This window comes from Winogradskyella sp. (assembly GCF_016744625.1).
Lineage (GTDB): Bacteria > Bacteroidota > Bacteroidia > Flavobacteriales > Flavobacteriaceae > Winogradskyella.
Genome location: NZ_JADGDZ010000010.1, coordinates 40,611 through 64,401 on the forward strand (window position 1 = coordinate 40,611; position 23,791 = coordinate 64,401).

Annotated in this window: 20 protein-coding genes and 1 tRNA gene; 8 read left to right on the forward strand and 13 right to left on the reverse strand. The window is 33.5% G+C overall.

What is annotated here, in order from left to right; translation table 11 throughout:
• Positions 1 to 120: 120 nt before the first annotated feature.
• The 3 genes from QZZ53_RS04090 to QZZ53_RS04100 all read left to right on the forward strand — a co-directional run bounded on the left by QZZ53_RS04090 (position 121) and on the right by QZZ53_RS04100 (position 10,310).
• On the forward strand, positions 121 to 6,192 hold the full coding sequence (locus tag QZZ53_RS04090; protein ID WP_296381770.1) for a PKD domain-containing protein: 6,072 nt from the start codon (positions 121 to 123) through the stop codon (positions 6,190 to 6,192).
• A 7-nt stretch (positions 6,193 to 6,199) separates the two neighbouring features.
• Complete coding sequence (locus QZZ53_RS04095; protein ID WP_296381772.1) at positions 6,200 to 7,204, forward strand: PorP/SprF family type IX secretion system membrane protein; 1,005 nt, start codon at positions 6,200 to 6,202, stop codon at positions 7,202 to 7,204.
• Between the two features lie 328 nt (positions 7,205 to 7,532).
• Positions 7,533 to 10,310 carry a PKD domain-containing protein gene (locus QZZ53_RS04100; RefSeq protein ID WP_296381774.1) on the forward strand — a complete coding sequence of 926 codons (2,778 nt, stop codon included), beginning with the start codon at positions 7,533 to 7,535 and terminating at the stop codon, positions 10,308 to 10,310.
• Between the two features lie 254 nt (positions 10,311 to 10,564).
• Here QZZ53_RS04100 and QZZ53_RS04105 read toward each other — a convergent pair.
• Positions 10,565 to 10,638: transfer RNA gene (locus QZZ53_RS04105), tRNA-Met, on the reverse strand.
• Positions 10,639 to 10,768: 130 nt separating this feature from the next.
• On the opposite strand from QZZ53_RS04105, the gene QZZ53_RS04110 reads away from it, so the two are divergent.
• Complete coding sequence (locus QZZ53_RS04110; protein WP_296381776.1) at positions 10,769 to 11,161, forward strand: START-like domain-containing protein; 393 nt, start codon at positions 10,769 to 10,771, stop codon at positions 11,159 to 11,161.
• A gap of 69 nt (positions 11,162 to 11,230) precedes the next feature.
• Positions 11,231 to 12,082 (forward strand): aminotransferase class IV, encoded by an 852-nt coding sequence (locus tag QZZ53_RS04115; RefSeq protein WP_296381779.1) that lies wholly within the window; start codon positions 11,231 to 11,233, stop codon positions 12,080 to 12,082.
• Between the two features lie 55 nt (positions 12,083 to 12,137).
• Here QZZ53_RS04115 and QZZ53_RS04120 read toward each other — a convergent pair whose 3' ends face one another.
• The 5 genes from QZZ53_RS04120 to QZZ53_RS04140 form a co-directional block, all read right to left on the reverse strand.
• Positions 12,138 to 12,692: a YqgE/AlgH family protein gene (locus QZZ53_RS04120; RefSeq protein WP_296381781.1), complete on the reverse strand. Its 555-nt coding sequence runs from the start codon at positions 12,690 to 12,692 to the stop codon at positions 12,138 to 12,140.
• 128 nt (positions 12,693 to 12,820) lie between these two features.
• Positions 12,821 to 13,093 (reverse strand): HU family DNA-binding protein, encoded by a 273-nt coding sequence (locus tag QZZ53_RS04125; RefSeq protein WP_008271173.1) that lies wholly within the window; start codon positions 13,091 to 13,093, stop codon positions 12,821 to 12,823.
• Positions 13,094 to 13,290: 197 nt separating this feature from the next.
• The gene (gene fmt, locus QZZ53_RS04130; protein WP_296381787.1) at positions 13,291 to 14,250 is read right to left on the reverse strand and encodes a methionyl-tRNA formyltransferase; all 960 of its coding nucleotides are present in this window, start codon (positions 14,248 to 14,250) and stop codon (positions 13,291 to 13,293) included.
• Positions 14,247 to 16,142 carry a RecQ family ATP-dependent DNA helicase gene (locus tag QZZ53_RS04135; RefSeq protein WP_296381788.1) on the reverse strand — a complete coding sequence of 632 codons (1,896 nt, stop codon included), beginning with the start codon at positions 16,140 to 16,142 and terminating at the stop codon, positions 14,247 to 14,249. Before QZZ53_RS04135 ends, fmt begins: the two co-directional genes overlap by 4 nt.
• Positions 16,142 to 16,684, reverse strand: a complete 543-nt coding sequence (locus QZZ53_RS04140) for an ATP-binding protein (protein WP_296381790.1) — start codon at positions 16,682 to 16,684, stop codon at positions 16,142 to 16,144. The genes QZZ53_RS04135 and QZZ53_RS04140 overlap by 1 nt, the downstream gene beginning before the upstream one ends.
• A 90-nt stretch (positions 16,685 to 16,774) precedes the next feature.
• Between QZZ53_RS04140 and QZZ53_RS04145 the strand changes: the two genes are divergently transcribed.
• From QZZ53_RS04145 to murA, 3 genes are all read left to right on the forward strand, one after another.
• On the forward strand, positions 16,775 to 17,068 hold the full coding sequence (locus tag QZZ53_RS04145) for a DUF493 family protein (protein WP_296381792.1): 294 nt from the start codon (positions 16,775 to 16,777) through the stop codon (positions 17,066 to 17,068).
• Between the two features lie 97 nt (positions 17,069 to 17,165).
• On the forward strand, positions 17,166 to 17,822 hold the full coding sequence (locus QZZ53_RS04150; protein WP_296381794.1) for a DUF4290 domain-containing protein: 657 nt from the start codon (positions 17,166 to 17,168) through the stop codon (positions 17,820 to 17,822).
• Positions 17,823 to 17,828: 6 nt separating this feature from the next.
• Positions 17,829 to 19,145 (forward strand): UDP-N-acetylglucosamine 1-carboxyvinyltransferase, encoded by a 1,317-nt coding sequence (murA, locus tag QZZ53_RS04155; RefSeq protein ID WP_296381796.1) that lies wholly within the window; start codon positions 17,829 to 17,831, stop codon positions 19,143 to 19,145.
• 75 nt (positions 19,146 to 19,220) lie between these two features.
• Here the strand turns inward: murA and QZZ53_RS04160 are convergent, their stop codons facing one another.
• From QZZ53_RS04160 to QZZ53_RS04190, 7 genes are all read right to left on the reverse strand, one after another.
• The gene (locus QZZ53_RS04160) at positions 19,221 to 19,583 is read right to left on the reverse strand and encodes a nuclear transport factor 2 family protein (RefSeq protein ID WP_296381798.1); all 363 of its coding nucleotides are present in this window, start codon (positions 19,581 to 19,583) and stop codon (positions 19,221 to 19,223) included.
• A gap of 384 nt (positions 19,584 to 19,967) precedes the next feature.
• Positions 19,968 to 20,432 carry a TspO/MBR family protein gene (locus tag QZZ53_RS04165; RefSeq protein WP_296381800.1) on the reverse strand — a complete coding sequence of 155 codons (465 nt, stop codon included), beginning with the start codon at positions 20,430 to 20,432 and terminating at the stop codon, positions 19,968 to 19,970.
• A gap of 33 nt (positions 20,433 to 20,465) precedes the next feature.
• Positions 20,466 to 20,696, reverse strand: a complete 231-nt coding sequence (locus QZZ53_RS04170; protein ID WP_296381802.1) for a hypothetical protein — start codon at positions 20,694 to 20,696, stop codon at positions 20,466 to 20,468.
• Between the two features lie 3 nt (positions 20,697 to 20,699).
• Complete coding sequence (folE, locus tag QZZ53_RS04175; RefSeq protein WP_296381804.1) at positions 20,700 to 21,392, reverse strand: GTP cyclohydrolase I FolE; 693 nt, start codon at positions 21,390 to 21,392, stop codon at positions 20,700 to 20,702.
• A 345-nt stretch (positions 21,393 to 21,737) separates the two neighbouring features.
• The gene (locus tag QZZ53_RS04180) at positions 21,738 to 22,406 is read right to left on the reverse strand and encodes an MIP family channel protein (RefSeq protein ID WP_296381806.1); all 669 of its coding nucleotides are present in this window, start codon (positions 22,404 to 22,406) and stop codon (positions 21,738 to 21,740) included.
• Positions 22,403 to 23,020 (reverse strand): protein-tyrosine-phosphatase, encoded by a 618-nt coding sequence (locus QZZ53_RS04185; RefSeq protein ID WP_296381808.1) that lies wholly within the window; start codon positions 23,018 to 23,020, stop codon positions 22,403 to 22,405. The genes QZZ53_RS04180 and QZZ53_RS04185 overlap by 4 nt, the downstream gene beginning before the upstream one ends.
• 27 nt (positions 23,021 to 23,047) lie before the next feature.
• On the reverse strand, positions 23,048 to 23,791 hold a 744-nt coding region (locus QZZ53_RS04190; RefSeq protein ID WP_296381810.1), incomplete at its 5' end, for an arsenite methyltransferase.

A 23,791-nucleotide genomic window follows, 5' to 3' on the forward strand; every position in this document is an offset into this window, starting at 1 on the left:
ATTATAAAGGTCTTTTATAGAGATTAAAATAATCTTGTCGAAAAATGAATGCGTTTCATTTTAACTTAGCAAGAATTTAACTACATTGAATATCTTTAAGTAATTAGCTATTATCAATTTATGGAGAAAATTAAGCATCGCTTACTCTTTTTAGTGATTTGTTGTGTCGTAAATTTAACGGCTGCTTTTAATAATACTGATAAGTTTCTAAATACTGAGGCATCATCTGAGATGACTTATGAAGAAACAATTTTACTGCCACCAAGTGCAACAATATCAGGTACAGCAACGGTTTGTCTTAATGATACTCCATTGCCAGAAGTTACCTTTACAGGATCTGGAGGACAAACACCATACACCTTTGTTTATACCATTAATAATGGACCAAATTTAAATGTAAGCACTACAGGAACAAACACATCTGTAACCGTAAATGTTAATACCAATGTTGTAGGTGATTTTGTATATGAAATTGTTTCCGTTACAGATAATACTAATGATACAACCTTAGAAAGTGGAACTGTAACCATAATTGTTGGTGCTCCGCCAACCGTAGATTTCACTTTTGATGATAATGAATGTTCTGGTACACCAGTACATTTTTTATCAAATATTACAGGAAGTAGTCCATTTATCTATGCTTGGACTTTTGGAGATGCTAGTACATCTACAGATCAAGATCCAACCCATGTCTATGATGCGCGAGGTTGTGGTTTTTCTAATTTTATAGCGACCTTAACAGTTACAGATTCTAATGGTTGTAGTGCATCAGCGTCTCAGACAATAAATGTAGAACAGCGACCAGATCTTAGTTTTGTGGATTTAGATGCTCAGTTTACTCCTCCATTTGATAATTGTGGAAATAATACCGTTGATCCTGCTTATACCATAAATGTTGGTAATACATCACCATCAGATAGCTGTGTAACCTCTTACGACATTGATTGGGGAGATGGCAATGCAGCAACTGGCATCTTATTTCCTATTACACATACTTATGCAGGACTAGGTTCTTTTAATATGGTAATAACAGGTTATGGAGATAGTGGATGTAATACCACGGAAACCATCTTGGTGAAAAATTCTAGTAATCCTATTGGTGCGATTATAAGCCCAGGAAATACGGTAAATTTATGTTTGCCTATAAATGCACTCGATTTTGCTATTGGATCTTGGGGAGCAAATCCTCCAGATACGACTTATTCTGTAGATTATGGAGACGGTAATACAGGGTTTTATACTCAAGATCAATTAATTGCGGGAACAGCTAATTACGACCCAAATAATCCTGCAGCAGCAGATCCTTTTCCGATACCACATGAATATACAGAATCGAGTTGCCCAAACTCTAGTTATACAATTACCTTAATAATTTCGACATCTTGTGGTCAGACCTTTTTAACCGCAGGACCTATAATTATTTTAAAACTACCAGAAGTTGATTTTGATTATGAATCACCAGGTTGTGTTGATACTGCTATTCAATTTACTAATTTAACTGAAGGTGGATTTGGACCAAACTGTACCGACCAGGCTGCACATATGTGGGATTTTGGAGATGGAGATACGTCCACTTTAGAGAATCCAAGTCATGTGTACACATCACCTGGAACTTATACTGTGACTTTACTTGAGGAGAATTTTTGTGGTACCACAGATCCAGTAGTTAAAACTATTTGTATAGAGCCAGAATTAGTTCCCAATTTTACATTAGATACTAATTCAGGTTGTATTCCTTTGGATGTTGTTGGAACCAACACTACAGATTTATCTCAATCTTGCGGAAGCGACACTTATCTATGGGAAGTTTCTTATATGCCAGAATTTTGCGGAACCACAGAATTATGGAGTTTTACGAATGGTACTGACGAAACCTCAGTGAATCCATCATTTCAATTTGATACAGCTGGTACTTATGAGCTTAGCATGACAATTACAAATTCTTGTGGTGATTTTACGACTATGCAAACCATTGAGGTAAAAAGACCACCAACGGCTACTATTAATCCTATTGATGATGCTTGTGGTATGGCTTCCTTTAATCCAGTGGCAACAGTAGATACCTGTGCACCAGCTTCAGATACGATAACTTACAGTTGGTCTTTTCCTGGAGGAACACCTGCGACGTCAAATTTACTCGACCCAGGAACTATTACCTATACAATGGTTGGTGTATATACTGTTTCTCTTGGTATAACTAATGCTTGTGGGACGACCACAGTGACAGAGGTATTTGTTGTAAGTAGTTTACCGACCATCACTAATACAGACTTAACACAAACGTTATGTTCTGGAGCGGAATCTACTGCGATAGATATAACATCAGATAATGCTAGTACTACGTACAATTGGTCGTCTAATACTCCTGCTGGTTTAACAGGTTATATTCCTAATGGCACATCGAGTACGATTCCTGCTCAAACCTTAATTAATACAACTAATACAGCGGTAACGTTGATTTATACAGTAACGCCAGAGATTAATGGATGTTTTGGTGCACCTGTAAATTTTGAAATTGTAGTTGAACCAGCACCATTGATAACAACACAACCAATTTCTGATGCGGTTTGTCAAAATGGAACGGCTAATGATTTATCAGTAGCATTTCAAGGTACAGGAACAGCAAATTACCAATGGTATGAAAATACTGTTGATAATACCACAACAGGAACAGCGATAGCAGGAGCGACATTTTCAACATTTACTCCGCCTACAGATACTGTAGGAACGATCTATTATTATGTGATTATTACATTTTCTACTGGTGGTTGTAATGAAATCACATCAGACACAGCGGAAATCATAGTCGCTAATACCACACAGATTGATATGCAACCTTTAAATACTCAATCAATATGTGAAGGAGGCACATCTGAAGAACTTTCAATAACGGTCTCAGGTGGAGCAGGAGTCGCATCTTATCAATGGTTTAGTAATACAACAAACTCAAATACTGGTGGAACTTTAATTACTGGAGCAACCGCACCTAATTATACTCCTCCTGCTTTTACAAGTACTGGAAATTTTTATTATTATGTTGAAGTCAGCTATATCACCAGTGGTTGTGCTGGACTTACAAGTGATGTTTCAGAAATTATAGTGGTCAATGATCCAACGATTACAATACAGCCACTTGTATTTCAGAGTTTATGTCAGAATACTTCAACGCAAAATTTAGAGGTTACGATTGCAGATGGTTTGGGAATTGAATCTTACCAATGGTATGTAAGTACTGTGAATAATACAACTACAGGTACAGCAATAGTAGGTGCTACAGCTTCTATATTTACACCACCTTCAACCGTAGTTGGTACCTTATATTATTACTGTATTGTCACTCAAGATGTGTCTGGTTGTGAAGTTACGAGTGCGAGTAGTGAAGTTGAGGTCACAGCAGGCGCGCAATTTAATTCGCAACCAATTTCTGATGAACTATGTCTTGGTGAAACCACTAATACTTTAACAGTTTCTTATACAAATGGTACTGGAACTCCAAGCTACCAATGGTATCAAAATACAGTAAATAATACGACGACAGGTACTACAATTACTGGAGCTAATATAGCTACTTATAATCCAGATGTAAGTTCTATAGGAACCTTGTATTACTATATGATTATTACGTTTAATTCAGGTGGTTGTACTGAAATTATATCGAATACAGCTGAAATCATTGTAAACGAAATACCGATTATAGATGATTCTGAGGCATTGATTTGTAGTGGTAATACATTTGTATTTATTCCTGATACAACAAATACAGGTGATATTGTACCATTAAATACCTTATACACATGGACATTACCTGTAGTTAATCCTGCTGGAAGCATTACAGGTGCAACAGAACAGCTCACACCCATAGCAACAGTATCCCAATTTTTGGAGAATACAACAACAAATCCTGCTACAGTAACTTATACGGTAACTCCAATTTCTGGTAATTGTATTGGTATAAATTTTGACGTTGTGGTGACTGTAAACCCATCAATTTCCGTTACATCAACTGTTGTAAATAATACGTGTTTTCAATCTAATGATGCTTCTATAAATATAACTATTGTTGGAGGAGTACCATTTACAACAGGAAACCCTTATACTGTTAACTGGACAGGACCTAACGGTTATACAAGTACTGATGAAGATATTTCTAACCTAGAAGCAGGAATTTATACTTTAGATATTATAGATGATGGAGGTTGTCCATATACTGAAACCTTCACCATTACAGAACCAGAAGAACTAATGTTTAGCTTTATAGATTTTGATCCTGAAACGATTTCTTGTTTTGGCGCCAATGATGGAGACATTAGCATTGATATTGCTGGAGGAACTCAGCCTTATGATTACACATGGACTTTAGGAGGTTTACCATTTTCAACAGATGAAGACTTAACGAATCTAGGACCTGGTGATTATGCGATTTCTGTAACTGATACCAATAGTTGTGGGCCAATAACGCTCAATTTTGTTATAGTAGAACCAGAATTATTCGAAGTTACTTTAGATACAAAAACGGATGTATTATGTTTTGGTGAAGCTACTGGAACTATAAACGTAGCTATTGTTGGCGGACGATTAGATTACACTTTTTCTTGGACAGGACCAAACGGGTTTGTAAGTGCTAATCAGAATATAGATACGTTATTTGCTGGAACTTATAATCTTACAGTAACAGATCGTTCAGGTTGTACAGATATGCTTGAAGTTGAAATTATTCAGAATGATCAAATAGATATTGATGTAACAGCTACGGATATTTTGTGTTATGGAGATAATGACGCTTCGATAACAATTAATTCGATTTCTGGAGGAGTATCTCCTTATGGCATAGCTTGGAGTAATTTTGGAACTGGAAATGTGCAGACTAACCTTTCGCCTGGAACTTATACTATAACGATTACTGATGCAGAAAACTGTACACGAAGTTTTCCTATAGTAATAGATGCACCTCCTTTGTTTTTAATAGATCCTGTAGTGATGCAAATGTCGTGTTCTGGTGAAAATGATGCGAGTATAACATTGAATTTTGTTGGAGGTATAGATCCTGTGACTGTCGTTTGGGATGATGATGCAACTGCAGGGACTGAACGTAATAATTTGGCACCAGGCAACTATTCTGTAACTATTACGGACGGAACACCTTGTGTTATTCAAGAAAGTTTTACCATATTCAATATTTTGCCTTTAGAGCTTTCTGCTAATGTAACTGATGCACTAGATTGTGATGATACCAATAGTGGTGCCATTAACTTATTAATCCAAGGAGGAACTCCTCCCTTTACCGTAGTTTGGTCTAATGGAGATACTACTGAAGATTTAGATAATGTGCCACCAAATTCATATACAGCAAATGTTACAGACGCAAATGGTTGTGAAATACAAGGCAATTGGGATGTGATTCGTTTTGAACCCTTGGTCTTAAACATTGAAACACAAACTGAAGTGGATTGTGATGCTAAAACAGTCGATCAGACTTTTGTTGCTATGGCTAGTGGTGGAGTACCTCCATTTCAATTTAATTGGTCTAGCGGAACCGTTAGTGGTACTAATAATGAACTAATGACCATTGATGAAGATGGGCTTGTTCTTTTAGAAGTTATAGATAGTCAAGGTTGTACTGCAAATTATAGTTTAAATGTTGAAGCTCCTGTTTTAGGAGATCCTGATTTTACAACAAGTTCTTTTGGGTTTATAAATTATGGAGTGTATGCAATTCAAGATCCTATTGAGTTTATAAATACAACTACTGGAGATTACGAAAGTATATTATGGGATTTTGGTGATGGTAGTTTTTCAAGTGAAGAAAATCCAATTCATACTTACATAGAAATAGGAAGTTATATCGTTACACAGCGCGTTACATATCCTTTTGGGTGTGTGTATGAAAAAGTTATCACGCTTATTATTGAAGAAGGCTACAGGCTTATTATGCCAAATGCATTTACACCAAATGATGATACACTTAATGATTTCTTTAGTCCTGTTCACATTGGTCTTAATACTTTAGAAATTAACGTTTATGATACTTGGGGAAGTCTAATTTATTCAGAGTCAGGAGATACAATAAGAGGATGGGATGGGAAAGTAAAAAATGAAGTCGCCGAAAACGGAAACTATTATTATACGTTCACAGCTAAGACCTTTTATGGAAATGTGATTAAGAAACAAGGAGCTTTTGTATATATCAAATAAAACCAGAATGACATTTAATAAAAAAGCAATAATTATAATATTGGTTTTAATGAGTTTTTGTGCCAATGCTCAAGATCCGATTTTTACTCAATCTAACTATATACAAGAAACATTGAATCCTGGATTTTCCGGATTTGAAGATAGCGACCGTATTGCTGCAGGTGTTTTAAGTAGAACCCAGTGGCCAAATTTAGATTTAAGAGTTGATACACAATATGCATATGTCAATAAATCATTTGATTATGGTCCAAGTCTTGGGTTTGGTATTGGTGTTAACTTTTTAAGACAACACGAAACTTTTAATAACTATAATTATTATCAGATTAATGCTAATTATGCACATCGTGTAAATCTTGATGGTGGTTGGTATTTTAGACCTGCTTTAGAAGTTGGTCTTGGTTTTAAAGATATAGGATTTAGTAACCTCACTTTAGCAGATCAGATTAATATTAATACAGGAGTCATTAACCCAGTATCAGTTGATCCTTTGAGTAATAATACCGATAATGTATTCTTTGGAGATATTTCGGCAGGTTTTGTTTTTGAGCGCGAAGAGTTTAATGGCATTACATATTGGTTTGGTGCTTCTGCTAAACATCTTAACCGTCCTAATATATCATTTGTTGATGGCGAAAAATTGCCATTAGATATTTTCTATTCTTTACATGGTAATTTCCGCTTTCCGTTTTTAAATGATTATAGTATAATGATGACTGCTAATTTTATGCAGCAAGGCGAGTATAATCGTTTAGATATTGGTTCGTTATTTATGGTCAATCAATTTCTTATTGGTATTACTGCAGCTACAAATCCTGCTATGAATGATGATAATAGTCATTTGTTAACTTCTATTAACGGCTTTCTAGGTTTAGAATATGAAGAATTTAGATTCGGTTTGTCTTATGATGCTAATACGTCTAAAATCGGTCGCACTAATGGTGTGTATGAGTTATCGGTGACGTACTTATCTAGATGTAGACGTTGTAAAATTGACCGTAGACGAAAGCGGTAAGGTGCTTTGTTTACTTAAATATTCTGTATTAGGTTTTGTATAAAGCTAAAGCCTAATCTATTAACTATGTTTGTTACGTTTTATCTAAAACGTCTCCTATAGAACTGATTTGTAGTACGTTTCATCGAATACTAGCACGATACATTTGTATAACCGCCATTTAACTACGATATTTACTTTGCTATTATATTAATTAATCAACCCTCAACATCAGTACACTATTTTATATATAGTATTCATTTTAGGCTATACCAGTAATTAGTATTGGCCTTTTGGTATTTATATTATTTAGATGTAGAACGTTGAATGTTAAACTAAACTTTAAAAGATGAAAACAAAAATTACTAAACATTTAAAAAATTGGTTTTTTATACCAATGTTCTTAATGTCTCTGATGGTAAGTGCCCAAGGTACTGTATTAGAAGACATTTGTGCTACATTTCCAAGCGCACCAATTTTAAAAGAAGTCATTGCGACTTATCCACTGACGGATTTAAGTGATGCTAATGGAGATAATAATACAGAGATTATACCTGGAGTAAATATTTCTGATACTAATGGTCTTTGTATAGATAACAGTATTGTAGATAATTTTGATAATATTGGAGCTGCTATAACAGACCCAGATCTTTTGGGTATCATTGATAGTTTTGATGTAACTCCTGTAGAAGATAATTTTGACCCAAATAACTTTGGTGTAAAGTTAGATTTTAACTTATCGTATTTCCCTCCAATTGATGTAGATTCTGATGGAATAGTAACTATGGGTGCAATTGAAAACCCTTATCTAGACTTTTTGGGTATAGTATATAATTATGTTACACAACAAGTAGGTGTTTTACTTCAGAGTGGAGATATATTGTATGCAGAAGTTGACGTACCATTAAATCAGTGGCATACTGTTGAGGTTAAGCATATACTTGGTCAAGGAGGATTTGTTTATTTAAACGGAACTTTAGTTTTAGCCGTAAATACTATAGCAATTGATGTAGAACAAGTAGAAATAGATTTTAGTCAATTTGATGTCAGTAATTTAACTCTAGAAGGAGCTTTAGACTTTGTGACTAGTTTTGCTAGTTTAGCTGATGGTTACGAATTCTGTTTAAGAAATGTAGAAATTTATAAATGTGTTCCTGGAGCTATTGAAGTCTCTAGTATTACAGAAGATTGTTCAGTGTCTCTAGAAGCACCAACAGCTTGGGATCTTTGCAGTGGGTCTGTTGTTGGTACAACAACAGATCTAACAGAATATGCAGTGGCAGGAAACTACGTTGTTAACTGGTCTTTTGTTAGTGCCAATGGCATCGGCGAATTAGTATTACCACAAAATGTTACAGTAACCGCTAATGACGATGCAGATGGTGATGGAGTTTGTGACGCCTTAGATGTATGTCCAGGTTTCGACGATACTATAGATGCTAATATGAATGGCACACCAGATGGTTGTGACACACCAACTACAGATAACGAACCAAGTGATAGTGTTAATTTAGCACTTTTAGATGATGCCACTTTATCAGGTTCTACAACTAGTGGACGTGGTACACCATTGGCAATATTATACGATCCATTAATAGAAGATTATAGAATTAGAACAGATTGGAATGAATATGGAGTTGATTTTAATGAGAATCTAGGCCGTCCAGATGTCGATAATGGTTTTTTCTGGAGAGTAGATTGGGAAACACCAAAATCTGTTAATTTTATTACAATCGGTGGAACATATCCAAACCAACCACAACCAAATGCATTATGGAGAGTTAGTTATCTTTATGATGGAGTATGGACGACCTTAGAAGAAGGCCAAGGGGGGTGGATAGATAGTGGTATCTATTTATGGGATGGTACAGCTTCGCCACCAATAATAGCAGACGCTATGCGCGTACAGGTTTATAGTGATGGTAATAGTGATTTAGTAAGTATTCATTTACGAGGACGTGGAGGTATATCAGATAGAATAAATGATAGTGCAGAAGCGACTAAGGCAACACTTTTTATGTATTTGCCACAAGCAGGTGCACCAATTGCAGATTTTACAACAGTAAGTGATATGCTCGAAGTAGATTTCGATGCTAGTGGTTCTATAGATGATGGTAGTATTGTTGGTTACCAATGGGATTTTGGTGATGGTAATAGTTCAAATTCAGGGCCTACAGCTATGCATACTTATGCAATGTCAGGTAATTATACAGTGACTTTAACAGTTACAGACAATGATGGTCTAATGGGTTCTATTTCTAAAGTTGTTACCGTAAGTGATGGTGCAGCAGTTAATGAACCAGATGATAATGTCAACTTAGCACTTCTAGATGATGCAGATTTATCAGGTTCAGTATCTGAAGGAAGAGGTACACCAGACGCAATTCTTTACGATCCTTCAATAGATGATTATTTTATTAGAACAGATTGGAATGAATATGGAGTTAATTATCAAGAGAATCTAGGACGTCCAGATGCAGATAATGGCTTTTTATGGCAAGTAGATTGGGAGACACCAAAATTCGTTAACTATGTTACTTTTGGAGGTACGTATCCAAACCAACCTCTACCAAATGCGTTATGGAGAATTAGTTACCTTAATAATGGAGACTGGTTAACCTTAGAAGAAGGCCAAGGAGGCTGGATTGATAGTGGTATTTACGAATGGGATGGTAGATCAGGTGCACCTATAACAGTAGATGCAATGCGAGTTCAAATTTACAGTGATGGTAATACAGACTTAGTAAGTGTTCATATTAGAGGACGTGGTGGACTATCAGCTAGAACAGATGATAGATCAACAACGACTAAGGCTACACTGATACAGTATTTATCAGCTGTACCACCTTCAGAAGCTCGACATGTAGAAGTTGTAGATAGCATGAAAATATCTCCTAACCCATCTTCTGGTAAAGCATTAATTAGCTTTGAAGATGCAAAAGAGATTGAAGTAATCGAGATTTTTGATCTCACAGGTCGATTAGTGCAACAGATTAAAGGCGGTAAAATAGATAAAGATGGTAAACAAATTTATGTTTATGGATTACCAAATGGTATTTATAACATAAAAGCCATTGAAACGTCTGGACTATTACACCAAGCAAAACTGATTATAAAGCAGAAATAAGTAAAGTTTTAAAAATAAGTTTAAAGCCCAATAGATAATATTATCTATTGGGCTTTTTTATTGTTCATTAGATATTAAATAAAGAAATTGAACTATATAATTGCCTTAGATTATTCTTATTAAGGTAAGTTTTACAATTGCAAAAGATTATACACTATCACACTGAATAGCCTCTTTTTATGAGTTTATTGAATCGAACTTCAGCGCAATGCATCAAAAAAGTCTAGCACTTTCGTACTAGACTTTCACTGTTGTAGCGAGAACGAGAATTGAACTCGTGACCTCCGGGTTATGAATCCGACGCTCTAACCAACTGAGCTACCTCGCCATTATTGCGGCTGCAAATATAAAAACAAATTCTACGACAACAAACATAACATTCTAAAAAAATAATTTTTAGTTTAAAGTTTTGAATTGACCCATAATTGTATATATTGAGCGTATAATAAAATGCATCTATGGACGATAAAGAAAAATATGAAATGGAGTTTGTGATACACGCATCACCTTCTCTTATATATACATATATATCAACACCTTCAGGCTTATCAGAATGGTTTGCCGATAATGTAAATTCTCGTGGAGAATTGTTTACTTTTATTTGGGATGGCTCAGAAGAACAAGCTAAGTTATTAAGTAAAAAGAATGGAGAACGTGTTAAATTTCGTTGGGTTGAAGATGATGAAGACGGAGCATCCTATTACTTTGAAATCCGAATTCAAGTCGATGAAATCACTAAAGATGTATCTCTAATGATTACTGACTATGCAGAAGATGATGAAATTGAAGAAGGTAAAATGCTTTGGGCTAATCAAATTTCAAGTCTTAAACAAGTTTTAGGTTCGGCATAACGTGTAAATAATTATACTATCATATATTTGTCTCGGTATAATCTTAACAGATTAATCGAGACTTTTTTTATGGTAAATTTTAACGGAACATTATTATCTCAATCAGATTCAAAACTTACAATTGATAATAGAGGTTATAAATATGGTGATGCCCTTTTTGAAACATTAAAAGTGGTTAATGGTAAAACCTTCTTTTGGGAAGATCATTATTTTAGACTTATGGCATCAATGCGTATTCTACGAATGAATATTCCAATGAACTTTACTATGGAATTCCTAGAAGCTGAAATTATAAAAACAGTTGAAGCTAATGATTTATTGAATAGCGCAGCGCGTGTGCGTTTAAATGTAGATAGAGGAGAAGGTGGTAAATATTTACCTTATGATGATGCAAAAGTGAATTTTAATATTATTGCAGAACCACATGCCAATCCGTTTTATACCATAGATACTGATGCTAGATACACTGTAGATTTGTATAAAGATTATTTTATGGCTCCAGGATTGTTATCGGGTTTAAAATCTAATAATAAAGCGATTCAAGTTATAGGAAGTATATATGCAAAGGAAAATGACTTAGATAATTGTTTAGTACTCAATACTAATAAAAGTGTTATTGAAGCTTTAAATGGTAATTTATTCTTGGTTAAAGGTGATAAGATTAAAACACCTCCATTAGAAGATGGTTGTCTTAAAGGTGTGATGCGTAAGCAAATTTTAGAGCTGTTAGCGAAGGATGTTAACCTTTTTGTAGATGAAGCGTCTATTAGTCCTTTTGAACTTCAAAAAGCAGATGAATTGTTTGTTACTAATGTGATTAGAGGTATTGTCCCAATTACACAGTATCGTAAAAAAACGTTTGGAACTGATTTTGCTCAAAAGACAGTAGGTAAATTGAATACTAAGTTGAGACTCTTGTAATAACGTCATTAAGAGTATGTATAATCTTTTTAATTAAAACTTCAAGTTAAAAGATTTAATTATAACTGGGATTTTCGGGTGCATTAGACCAAATACTATAATCACCACCAAGTTCTAACATTTTTTCACGCCAAAAGGAATTGCAAGACTTGGATATAATGTCATTGTTATGCACATTTTCAGAAACTAACCAAGCATTAGACTGAAGTTCATTGTCTAATTGTTGTTCGTCCCAGCCAGAATAGCCTAAAAAGAATCTAATCTCGTCTTTAGATATTTTATCTTCATTAATTAAGTCTATGACTATATTGAAATCTCCACCCCAAAAAATACCATTTGATATTTCAATACTGTTTGGAATTAATTCTGGTGATTTATGGATAAAGTAAAGATTGTCTTGTTCTACAGGACCTCCATTATAAACCGTAAACTCAGATTCTGTACCTTCAATAAGATCTTTGAGATTATAATCTAAAGGTTTGTTTAAGATAAACCCAACCGATCCTAGTGCGTTGTGATCTGCTAACAATATCACAGCGCGATTAAACGAGATGTCACCGATTATGGATGGTTCAGCAATTAATAAATTGCCTTTTTCAGGTTTAGTCATTGTTTTATCTACTTTTAAGACAACTAAATCTATAGTTTTTTTCTTAAAAAAACAACTTAAAGCCCTTAAAATTAGAGCAAAAAAAGCCTGCTCATTGAGCAGGCTCTGTATTTTAAACAAAAAATGTCTTAGTTTACAGCACTACTTAAGTCTGAACCAGCCTTAAATTTTACTACATTTTTAGCTTTAATCTTGATAGTCTTTCCAGTTTGTGGGTTTCTTCCATCTCTTGCAGCTCTTCTAGAAACTGACCAAGAACCAAATCCTACTAAAGATACTCTATTACCTTTTTGTAAAGATCCTTCGATATCAACTAATAAAGAGTCTAATGCTTTTTTTGCTGCTGCTTTTGTAATTCCAGCATTCTCTGCCATCCCGTTGATTAAATCTGTTTTGTTCATAAAATATATAATTTAAATTGTTAAAAATTCGATTTTTAATAAGTAGTTGTTAAAAATCCGTACACAAAATTATTAGGAATATTAAGCTACGCAAGTAATAGCAAGGGAAATACGGCAATTTGTTGATAACTTATAATATTTGTTAATAAAGGAATGTATTTTATCGGATTTTTTCTTAAACCAATGGTAATAAGGGTTTACAGCAGTTTTGCAGATTTAGAAAATTGAAAGCCATTTAAAAGTGATTTTACATCCATTTTTCGTTTTCCTGGAAGTTGAATTTCTTTGATATTAATATAACCTCCATCGCATGCTACTTTCAATTCATCTTTTGTAGAAAGAATATAACCATCTTTATATCTATGACTCTCACTGAGTTTCTCAACGCCATAAAGCTTTACTTTTACGGATTCATCATCTTTATTATCTAAATAACACCAAGCTGTTGGGAATGGATTTAAACCTCTTATCTTATTATAAATGGTGTCAATAGGTTGAGACCAATCTATTTTACAGTTGTCTCTATTAAGTTTGTATGCCGTTTTTAAATCCTCGGTTTGAGGTTGAATTGTAGTCGATACTGAATCAGATTCAATTAGTTTTACCGTTTTAATGACCAAATCACTTCCTATGGTCATTAATTCATCATGAAGTTCACCTACTGTAGTGTCTGTTCCTATGTTTGTGCTTTCACTCATAATAATTGCTCCTGTGTCAATCTTTTCGTCAATAAAGAATGTTGTGACACCAGTCCTCGTTTCACCATTAATAATAGCCCAATGAATTGGTGCTGCTCCTCTATAATCTGGCAATAAGGATGCATGAAGGTTAAACGTGCCATATTCTGGCATTTGCCAAACAACTTTTGGTAACATTCTAAAAGCAACGATGATTTGTAAATTGGCATTTAAAGCGCTCAATTCTTCAATGAAAGACTCTGCTTTTAGATTTTTAGGTTGTAAGATATTTAGATGATGCTCTAGAGCAAATTGTTTTACTGCTGAAGCTCTTAATTTTTGACCACGACCAGCAGGACGATCAGGTGCCGTTAAAACACCAACAACATTATAATCATTATCAAGGAGTGCTCTTAAGGTCTCAACAGCAAAATCTGGTGTGCCCATAAATACAATTCGTAAATCGCGCTTTATTGTCATATTAATGAATAGGTATTTGCGTGTGTTATTTTAATTTTTTTTACTTCTATTAGCTCAGAAATACTCTGTAATAAGTCTTGCTCTGAGCATTTAAGGAGTTGTAATAATTCTCGCGAAGATAAATCTTCCGCTTTTAAATTTTTTAAGATAAGGTTAGAAAGATTCACTCTATTAGGATGACTCATTCCTGAGCTTTTATTGAGACATACTGAACATCTTCTGCAGTTAGAAATTGTCTTTTCTCCAAAGTAAGCCAATAATTGTTGACTTCTACATATTGAATCATTTTGAACATAATTTAGAACAGCTTCAATTTGTTTGTGTTTTAATAGATGTTGCTGTTCAATAGTTTTAGCAATTGGGTTGATTGTAATATCGTCTTCTCTTGGTGCTAAATATGTGATTTCAGAATCTGTATTAGCCATTTGAAGACTTATAATTTCATCTTTTTCTAAATGTTGTAGTTGCTCTATAATTTGTTTTTCTGGTAGATTTGTCTTTTGTATAATCAAACTAAGATTTACTTTGGTTTCATAATCAAAAATACCGCCATAAGTTCTCAATAAAACTTTAACCAAAGTATTTAAATCTAAATGTGTCTCTAAATATTGAAATAATGCAGCATTTGTAGTAATAAATTGGATTTTAGTTCTAAAATTAAAATGTTGAGTCAATGCAATAATCGCATTTCTATCGAGTAATAATAAAGCGTTGTAAGTAAGACTTGCTTTTAGTTTATAGGTGCTACAAAATGATTTAAAGTCGAATTGATGTGTGTGGTTTTCACCTTCTCCATAAGGGATTTGAAAATAATTACACAACTTGTTATATACGGTTTTCACAAAGCCAACAGAAGGTAGTGTGCTTAAAAACTGATTACGAAGATGATCTTCATCTATATGTTGTTTTAAGATTACGGCATGAGCCAATTGTCCATTACGACCTGCTCTACCTGCTTCTTGATAATAACTTTCTAAACTTTCGGGTAAATTAAAATGAATTACTGTTTTTACATTAGCCTTATCAATTCCCATTCCAAAAGCAGTTGTGGCAACCATGATTTGTTTTTGGTCGTGAGTCCATTGGTACAAATGCTCTTGCTTTTCTTTATTAGTAATTCCACCATGATAGAAAGTAGAGGGGAAGCCTTTTGTTTCTAAATATTTTTGAATATCTGTCGTTGCCCTCCGATTTCTAACATATATAATAGACGACCCTTGGTGTGTGTTTAAAAGATGCTCTAGTTGAAACAGTTTATCATCTGTATTAATAACACTGTACGCTATATTTGATCGCGAAAATGAAGCTTTAAAAATTTTCGAATTAACAAAATCGAGATTATCAATAATATCGTCAACCACATTGTGCTTTGCTGTTGCTGTTAAAGCAATACAATTAACATGTGGATGCATTTGTCTTAAAGTATTTATATTTTTATAAGCTGGTCTAAAATCATTTCCCCATTGACTGATACAATGCGCTTCATCTACTGCAATTAAATTGACTTGCATTTGCTGAATACGATCTTGGACTAAAGATTGTTGTAAACGTTCTGGTGAGAGGTATAAGAACTTGTAGTTGCCATAAATACAATTGTCTAATTGTGTGTCTAAATCAGCATACGACATACCAGAAGTTAAAGCAATCGCTTTTATGCCTTTTGTTTTTAAGGTATTTACTTGATCCTTCATCAAAGCAATTAAAGGAGAAACAACAATACAAATACCATCTTTAATTAATGCAGGAATTTGAAAGCAAATCGATTTTCCTCCACCAGTTGGTAATAAAGCAAAGGTGTCCTCATTATTTAAAACCGAAGTAATAATCTCTTCTTGTAATGGTCTAAACGATGTATGATTCCAATAGCGTTCTAAAACTTCAATAGGATGCATTACAGCAAATTTAAGGAGTCTAACACAAAATCAGTTCTGTTTTCAATACTTCCGAATGGTACGTCTATTAATTGGTAGCCAAAACGTTGATAAGTTTCGAAAAGATGATGATGAATTTCTATCGCTTGCTCAAAGCTTTCATAGCGCTCACTATCGCTTGTAAAAATTTCTTGCCATGGTGCTAAAACAAAGACACAATCATATTGATGGGATTTACAAATCTCAGTAAAATACTTTGGGTATGTATCACCAATATAGTCCATGTAAGCCAAGACATCTGGTAGTCCTCTATCTAAAAAAACCGCATTCTCGGGTTCTTTAGCAGCGTCCATAAATTGTAATGTCCTTCCTTCGAGAAGTTTTTCACTAAACAATAACGGTTTAGTTAAAAACAGTTGCTCAATGCCATCTTTTCTGGCTTGTAGTGTTACTTGTCTAGAGATTTCTTCATAACAAAGAAACCCACGAGATTTTAAGTGATTTATTATCGAGGATTTTCCGGTACCAGGTCCACCAGTAATAACGATTTTCTTTGGATTCAAATTGGCAATGTTTTTGCTGTAAAATAAGCAGTTAAAAATAAATATAAAAAAGTAAAGTTAAACGTATCTTTGCAACTGAAAAATTTTAATATGGATAGCTCTAAGAAAACAGACGAGTTTTACGATAAACTAAAGTCACAATTATACGATACAGCCCTTTGGCCAACGGAATATTTATATAAGTTCATTGTCGTTTCTAATAGTACAGGAATTGCTTCTATTGAAAACCTCTTTAATGGTTTAGGTGCGGTTATTAATACTAAAGTATCAAAGAATGGTAAGTACACAAGTGTTTCTATAAATGTAAGGATGAAAAACCCTGAAGCGGTTATAGCTAAATATAAGGAAGTTGCTAAAAATGTTGAAGGAGTAATTTCCCTTTAAAATTTATTATATCCTTCTTATTTTTTTGTACTTTGCAACAAAACCTAAAGACTGCGGGTTTTAAAATTATTTACTACACAATTTACATTTTACAATTTTGATTGACGATTTAGAATACAATACAGAGCGCGAGCATTTAATTATACCAGAATATGGACGTCATCTACAGAAGATGATTAATTATGCCAAATCTCGCGAAACCAAAGAAGAGCGTAATAAGTTAGCTAATGCTATTATTTCGGTAATGGGAAATCTCCAGCCACATTTAAGAGATGTGCCAGATTTTAAGCATAAATTATGGGATCAGTTATTTATTATGGCTGATTTTGATTTTGACGTAGAATCACCTTATGGTGAGCCTTCTAAAGAAGAAATCCAAGCACGACCAGAGCCTTTAAAATACCCTCAAAATCATCCTAAATATCGTTTTTATGGTAACAACATTAAGACAATGATTGATGTGGCTGTAAGTTGGGAAGAAGGAGAGCTTAAAGAAGCTTTAAAGTTTACAATAGCTAACCATATGAAGAAGTGTTTCCTTAATTGGAATAAAGACACTGTCGAAGATGGTGTTATTTTTAATCATTTATTCGAACTTTCTCATGGAGAATTAGACCTTAAGAATAGTGATGAAAAATTAAGTGATTCTTCTAGTTTGATGCGTACTAAATCTAAGTATGGAGGAAAAGGAGGTTCTAGCAAAAAGAATACTTCAAACAAGAAAAAATATTCCAATAACAGAAAACGTTACTAATAACGTATGGGAACATTTAAAATAGAAGGAGGTCACCAATTAAAAGGGGAAATTCAGCCTCAAGGTGCAAAAAACGAAGCCTTACAAATCTTATGTGCAGTACTATTATCTGCCGAAGAGATCAAGATAGACAACATTCCAGATATTATTGATGTCAATAAACTCATTGCTTTATTAAAAAAGTTAGGAGTAAAAATCAATAAACTTGGTAAAGGATCTTACACGTTTAAAGCAGATGAAGTTAATTTAAAATATCTAGAATCTGCCGAATTTAAGGAAGATGGAAAAGGACTTAGAGGTTCAATAATGATAGTTGGACCTTTATTAGGGAGATTTGGAAAAGGTTATATACCAAAACCAGGAGGAGATAAAATTGGTCGCCGCCGTTTAGACACGCACTTCGAAGGTTTTATAAAACTTGGTGCTAATTTTCGATATAATAGAGAGGATTTATTTTATGGAGTAGAGGCAAAGAAGCTAAAAGGCGCATATATGCTTTTAGATGAAGCTTCTGTTACTGGTACTGCTAATATTGTTATGGCTGCTGTTTTAGCAGAGGGTACAACAACTATTTATAATGCGGCCTGTGAGCCTTATTTACAGCAGCTTTGTAAAATGCTGAATCGCATGGGCGCAAAAATATCTGGTGTTGGTTCTAATATGTTAACGATTGAAGGTGTTGATGAGCTTGGAGGTACAGAACATAGAATGCTTCCAGATATGATAGAAATTGGAAGTTGGATTGGTCTTGCTGCAATGACAAAAAGTGAATTAACAATTACTAATGTAAGTTGGGATGACCTAGGTCTTATACCAAGTGTATTTAGGAAAATTGGTATTAATATAGAACGCCAAGGTGATAATATTCATATACCTGCGCATATAAATGGGTACGAGGTACAAAACTATATAGATGGCTCTATATTAACAATATCAGATGCTCCTTGGCCAGGTTTTACACCAGACTTATTGAGTATTATACTAACGGTTTTAACACAGGCAAGAGGAAGTGCGATTGTTCACCAAAAGATGTTTGAAAGTCGCTTATTCTTTGTAGATAAATTAATAGATATGGGAGCAAAGATTATTCTTTGTGATCCACATAGAGCTACAGTTATTGGTCACGATTTTAAATCAACACTAAAAGCAACAACAATGACTTCGCCAGATATTAGAGCTGGTGTATCTTTATTAATAGCGGCTTTATCTGCCAAGGGAACATCAGTTATCCATAATATTGAGCAAATTGATCGTGGTTATGAAAATATTGACGAACGTTTAAGAGCAATTGGAGCTAAGATTGAACGCTTAGAAGGAAATTAGAATTCATTGAATTTTATATATTAAAAAAGCTTCAAGTTTAACTTGAAGCTTTTTTAGTTTTATTAGAGTTGAATATTATTCCATAGTGTATAAAAACTGTTCACTTATAATTTTGCCATCTTTGACTTCAAATACAGCAAGTTCTTCCATTTGTTGTCTTCCTCTGTCTTTAAAAGTCACATCGAAGGTCATTTTACTTGTAAAATGATTACCAGCAACAACAGGTTCGCTAATATCGCCAGCATGAAATTCTACAACATTACCTAACCATTCTTTGTTTTTGTTCCATACTTCTTTCTTGCCAGATATACTTTCACCAGGCATTCCTGGCATTTCTTTACTAGTAACATTCTCTGCGTATAAGTCGTTAATGCACTCTAGATTTTGACCTTCTGCGCACATTTGATGCCATTTTTTTGCTACGTCCCACGTGTTCATATTAAATTGATTTTAAATATTAGTTGCTTAAAATTAATTAAAATATAGCAATCTTATCTTAAAATAATGTTAGAGTTGAATGGATAAAAGCAAAAAGCCCTGAGACTAATCAGAGCTTTTTAAAATTGTTTATTGAAATGGTTATTTCGGTTAAGACGTTATACGTCTTAAGTTTAACAACGCTATTAATTTCGTTTTATTGTATAATAATAGTTAAAAAATTACGAAATAATCTTTTTTTGAGGTTAAATTAATGTGAATTTAAATGTTTTTGATAAAGGTTGTTTACCGCATGTATTATGAGTCTTAGTTGCTTGAATTTTATTTTTTATAAAGAAATTATTATATGCTTTAAAAACTTTGGGTAACGGAATAAAGTGTAAGTTAATTATTAAAGACAATGTAGCCATTTAATGATGTCGCAATGCAAAGCCAAATGATATATGGAAGTAAGAGATACTTCATTTTGCTGAGTTTTTCATCTCCAAAACTTATAAAGAAATATAGAATAACTAGAGTTAGACCTATTATTGTTAGTAGCGCAATGTTTGTTAAGTGTTGATTGAAGAAAATATAATTCCAGCTTACATTAAGTATTAAAGCAACACTATAAACGGCAATTACAAATTTTGATTTTCTAAGAGAGAAAAGGTAAGTGAGGTAAATAGAAAAGCAAATCATTATAACAGTCCATGAAGCTCCAAAAACCCAACCTGGAGGTGTCCAAGGTGCTTTATTAATACTAGTGTACCAAACAGAAGTTGATCCATCATTCATTAAATAGCTACCTAAGACTAAACCACCGAAATTGATGATAAGAAATAAAATAAACCAATATACTTTTTTCATAAAATAAAATTTATATTGGTTTATATATAAAGGTTATGAAGTGGCTGTTAAGGGACGTCCTTTTAAGCGCTTCTCAATTTTTTGTTTGATAACTGTAAGACGCTTCATTAAATCCATAAGATTGGCATCTTTTTCTTTTTTGTATAGTTCGTTGACTTCTAAGATTATATCCTTTGCTTCTCTAGCGGCTATAATTCTGTCACTTGTTGTTTTAAACGAAAACTTTCTGTTTTCGAATTCTGAAGCTTTTTCTAATATATCCATAGCTTAATTGTTTAAATAGTTTTGTAATTCTGCGATTTTTGAAGCGGTATTAAATTCGCCTCCATAATATGTTGTTACTGTTGATGATGTATCATCTTGTACGCCTCTAGAAGAAACGCATAAGTGTTTTGCATCAATAATTACAGCAACGTCTTCTGTTTCTAATACAGTTTTTAATTCGTTTGCAATTTGGTTTGTTAAACGCTCTTGTACTTGCGGACGTTTAGCATAATATTGTACTATTCGGTTTAATTTAGAAAGTCCAATAACCTTACCCGATGATTTGTAGGCAATATGTGCTTTTCCTATAATTGGGACAAAGTGATGCTCACAATTAGAATACAATGTAATATTTTTTTCCACTAACATCTGATTGTATTGATATTTATTATCAAATAATGCCATTTTTGGTTTGTTTTCTGGGTCTAAACCAGAGAATATTTCTTCAATATACATCTTGGCAACTCTGTCTGGTGTACCTTGTAATGAGTCATCATTTAAATCTAAGCCGAGAACATCCATTATTTCTGAAAATAAAATAGATATACGATCTTTCTTTTCTTGGTTAGACATCTCAAAAGCGTTTGCTTTCATTGGTGTGTCTAAAGATGTAAATAAATGATCGTCACCAATGTCTTCTGAAGTAAACCCATTGAGTTTGTGACTATTGGTTTTGGAAATTGTTTCTGTATTCATAGAATCTTTTTAATGTGCTGTCTTTAAGTACTCCAAACTTAAATCAAAGCACGTGTTAACGTTTTGAAATAGAGTTGTTATTTTAATCTCAAATAAACGAATTATTTATGCTTATCAAAGATTTTGCTATTGTTTATCTATATATATAAATGTTCAATATCTATACCAAACTAAATGGACTGCCAAATATGGCAATTTCAATTCGAAATTACTAAATGTTTAATAAACCTTCAGTAAGGTTAAACAAATATTAACATTTAATGAATAGTCGATTAGTCTTGTGGTCAACATTTTGTCGATAAATAGTCCATTTACTTTCAAAATAAAAGATATAATAGTTGATTTCTAACAATTTTCATCACAGCATTGGTCATCTTTAACCAATTTGCAGCTAATAACAGCTAGAAAGGCACCAATAAATGGGGCAATTAAATACAGCCAAAGGTGCTGAAGATTACCAGAGATTAGCGCTGGAGCTAAAGACCTAGCAGGATTCATCGAGGCTTTAGTTATAGGTCCTGCAAACATGGCTTCCAAAAGAATTACTGCTCCAATTGCAATACCAGCCATAGTACCAATTTCTTTACTACCTGTAGACACATTTATAATTACTAGCATTAAAAAGAATGTGAGTAATAATTCAAAAATAAAAGCTTTGTAAGGTTCGAAACCTTCTGCAGGATAAGTGTGTCCAAAACTTTGACTTTCGGGAAAAAGAACCCAAAGTACTGCTATGGCTAAGAATGCTCCAGTCGTTTGGAATAAGATGTATTTTGGAACGTCTTTCCAACTAAACCTTTTGGCAAATGCAAAACCTACTGTTACTGCAGGATTGAAATGGGCTCCTGAAATTTCACCAAAGGCATAAATCATAGCCATTACCACAAGTCCCCAAGTTATGGCTATACCAACATGTGTAATGCTTCCTCCAGTAATTTCATTGACTGTCATGGCTCCACAACCGCAAAAAACCATAGTAAAAGTGCCTATTAATTCGGCAATTGCCTTTTTCATGAATTATTTATTTTTGAGAATACATATTTCAATTCTGTAGCAATTTGTAGACTTCGTTCATTGTATTTCTCTAATTGTTGTGGTGTGTTATCAAAGGCTTTTGGATCTTCGAAGGTTATTGGAATACGTTTTTCTGCACCAGCAATAAAAGGACAATCTTTGTCTGCGCTAGAGCATGTGAGAATAGCAGCAAATTCTGATGTAGGATTAAACTCAGCATCAAAAGTTTTTGAGAACCCAATAATAGGATGCTCGTTGTCATTATATTTTATTGTGTAAACAGGATTTGTTTCCGTTGAAAGTTTTTCAATTTTAAAACCTGTATCCTCTAATGTTTTTGCTGCTACAGGAAATAGAGCAGTAGCTTCAGTACCTCCAGAATAACAAAATACGTTTTTAATATTAAAGTAATTAGCTATTGTTTGCGCCCAAACTTGAGATAGATGACTTCTACGTGAATTATGAGTACAAATAAAATTAAGGTTTATTATAGCTTTTACTTCTGTTTTTAATTGAATAAAATCAATTAACGGTTGAAGTATAGTTTTACGCTCAGATGAAATAGAATCTACTTCTAAGTCTTCGATTTGAGATACTATTTGTGGATATAACATAGGTATGCTTTTTTGATAATTTAATAATTAGCAACAACTCGATTTTGGTGAACAGCAAGAATCACTATTTTCGTTTAGTTCTGCAAAATTTAATTTTGGTTTAGTGATTTTAGTTCCTGGTTTTTCTGCATAAACTGTAATACTAAAAATACCTATGTCATCAGATTTAAATTCATTTATCATCTCAGAGCTTAGATATTTACTAAGAATATTATCTGGTAAAGTAATAGTCTTCTCTTTCTGAATATTTACGTTTGAAAAACCTGCGTCTGAAATATGTTGAAGATAATCCGTTTTTTGGATGGCTCCTGCAACGCATCCTGCATACATTTCTGCATCCTTTTTCAATGCATCTGGTAAATTACCTACTAGAACAATGTCTGAAATACTAAAGTGACCTCCAGGCTTCAAAACTCTATAAATCTCATTAATAACTTTTTGTTTATTAGGCACGAGGTTTAAAACACAATTGCTTACAATGACATCTGCAACATTATCACTTACTGGCATGCTATCAATGTCTCCTTCTCTAAATTCTACATTATTATAACCTAATTTTTCAGAATTAATACGTGCCTTTTCTATCATTATTGGTGTAAAATCTATACCTATAACTTTCCCTTCAATACCAGTTTCGTGTCTAGCTACAAAACAATCATTTCCTGCTCCAGAACCTAAATCAATTACAGTATCTCCCTTATTAATTTGAGCAAATTGTGTAGGAAGTCCACATCCTAGACCTAAATCAGCATCACTAACGTAACCATCTGT

What these genes read in the sequence shown, in the direction of transcription:
- QZZ53_RS04090 (WP_296381770.1), top strand. Translation starts at nt 121, where the DNA reads ATGGAGAAAATTAAGCATCGCTTACTCTTTTTAGTGATTTGTTGTGTC.
- QZZ53_RS04095 (WP_296381772.1), top strand. Translation starts at nt 6,200, where the DNA reads ATGACATTTAATAAAAAAGCAATAATTATAATATTGGTTTTAATGAGT.
- QZZ53_RS04100 (WP_296381774.1), top strand. Translation starts at nt 7,533, where the DNA reads ATGAAAACAAAAATTACTAAACATTTAAAAAATTGGTTTTTTATACCA.
- QZZ53_RS04110 (WP_296381776.1), top strand. Translation starts at nt 10,769, where the DNA reads ATGGACGATAAAGAAAAATATGAAATGGAGTTTGTGATACACGCATCA.
- QZZ53_RS04115 (WP_296381779.1), top strand. Translation starts at nt 11,231, where the DNA reads ATGGTAAATTTTAACGGAACATTATTATCTCAATCAGATTCAAAACTT.
- QZZ53_RS04120 (WP_296381781.1), bottom strand. Translation starts at nt 12,692, where the DNA reads ATGACTAAACCTGAAAAAGGCAATTTATTAATTGCTGAACCATCCATA.
- QZZ53_RS04125 (WP_008271173.1), bottom strand. Translation starts at nt 13,093, where the DNA reads ATGAACAAAACAGATTTAATCAACGGGATGGCAGAGAATGCTGGAATT.
- fmt (WP_296381787.1), bottom strand. Translation starts at nt 14,250, where the DNA reads ATGACAATAAAGCGCGATTTACGAATTGTATTTATGGGCACACCAGAT.
- QZZ53_RS04135 (WP_296381788.1), bottom strand. Translation starts at nt 16,142, where the DNA reads ATGCATCCTATTGAAGTTTTAGAACGCTATTGGAATCATACATCGTTT.
- QZZ53_RS04145 (WP_296381792.1), top strand. Translation starts at nt 16,775, where the DNA reads ATGGATAGCTCTAAGAAAACAGACGAGTTTTACGATAAACTAAAGTCA.
- murA (WP_296381796.1), top strand. Translation starts at nt 17,829, where the DNA reads ATGGGAACATTTAAAATAGAAGGAGGTCACCAATTAAAAGGGGAAATT.
- QZZ53_RS04160 (WP_296381798.1), bottom strand. Translation starts at nt 19,583, where the DNA reads ATGAACACGTGGGACGTAGCAAAAAAATGGCATCAAATGTGCGCAGAA.
- QZZ53_RS04165 (WP_296381800.1), bottom strand. Translation starts at nt 20,432, where the DNA reads ATGAAAAAAGTATATTGGTTTATTTTATTTCTTATCATCAATTTCGGT.
- QZZ53_RS04170 (WP_296381802.1), bottom strand. Translation starts at nt 20,696, where the DNA reads ATGGATATATTAGAAAAAGCTTCAGAATTCGAAAACAGAAAGTTTTCG.
- folE (WP_296381804.1), bottom strand. Translation starts at nt 21,392, where the DNA reads ATGAATACAGAAACAATTTCCAAAACCAATAGTCACAAACTCAATGGG.
- QZZ53_RS04180 (WP_296381806.1), bottom strand. Translation starts at nt 22,406, where the DNA reads ATGAAAAAGGCAATTGCCGAATTAATAGGCACTTTTACTATGGTTTTT.
- QZZ53_RS04185 (WP_296381808.1), bottom strand. Translation starts at nt 23,020, where the DNA reads ATGTTATATCCACAAATAGTATCTCAAATCGAAGACTTAGAAGTAGAT.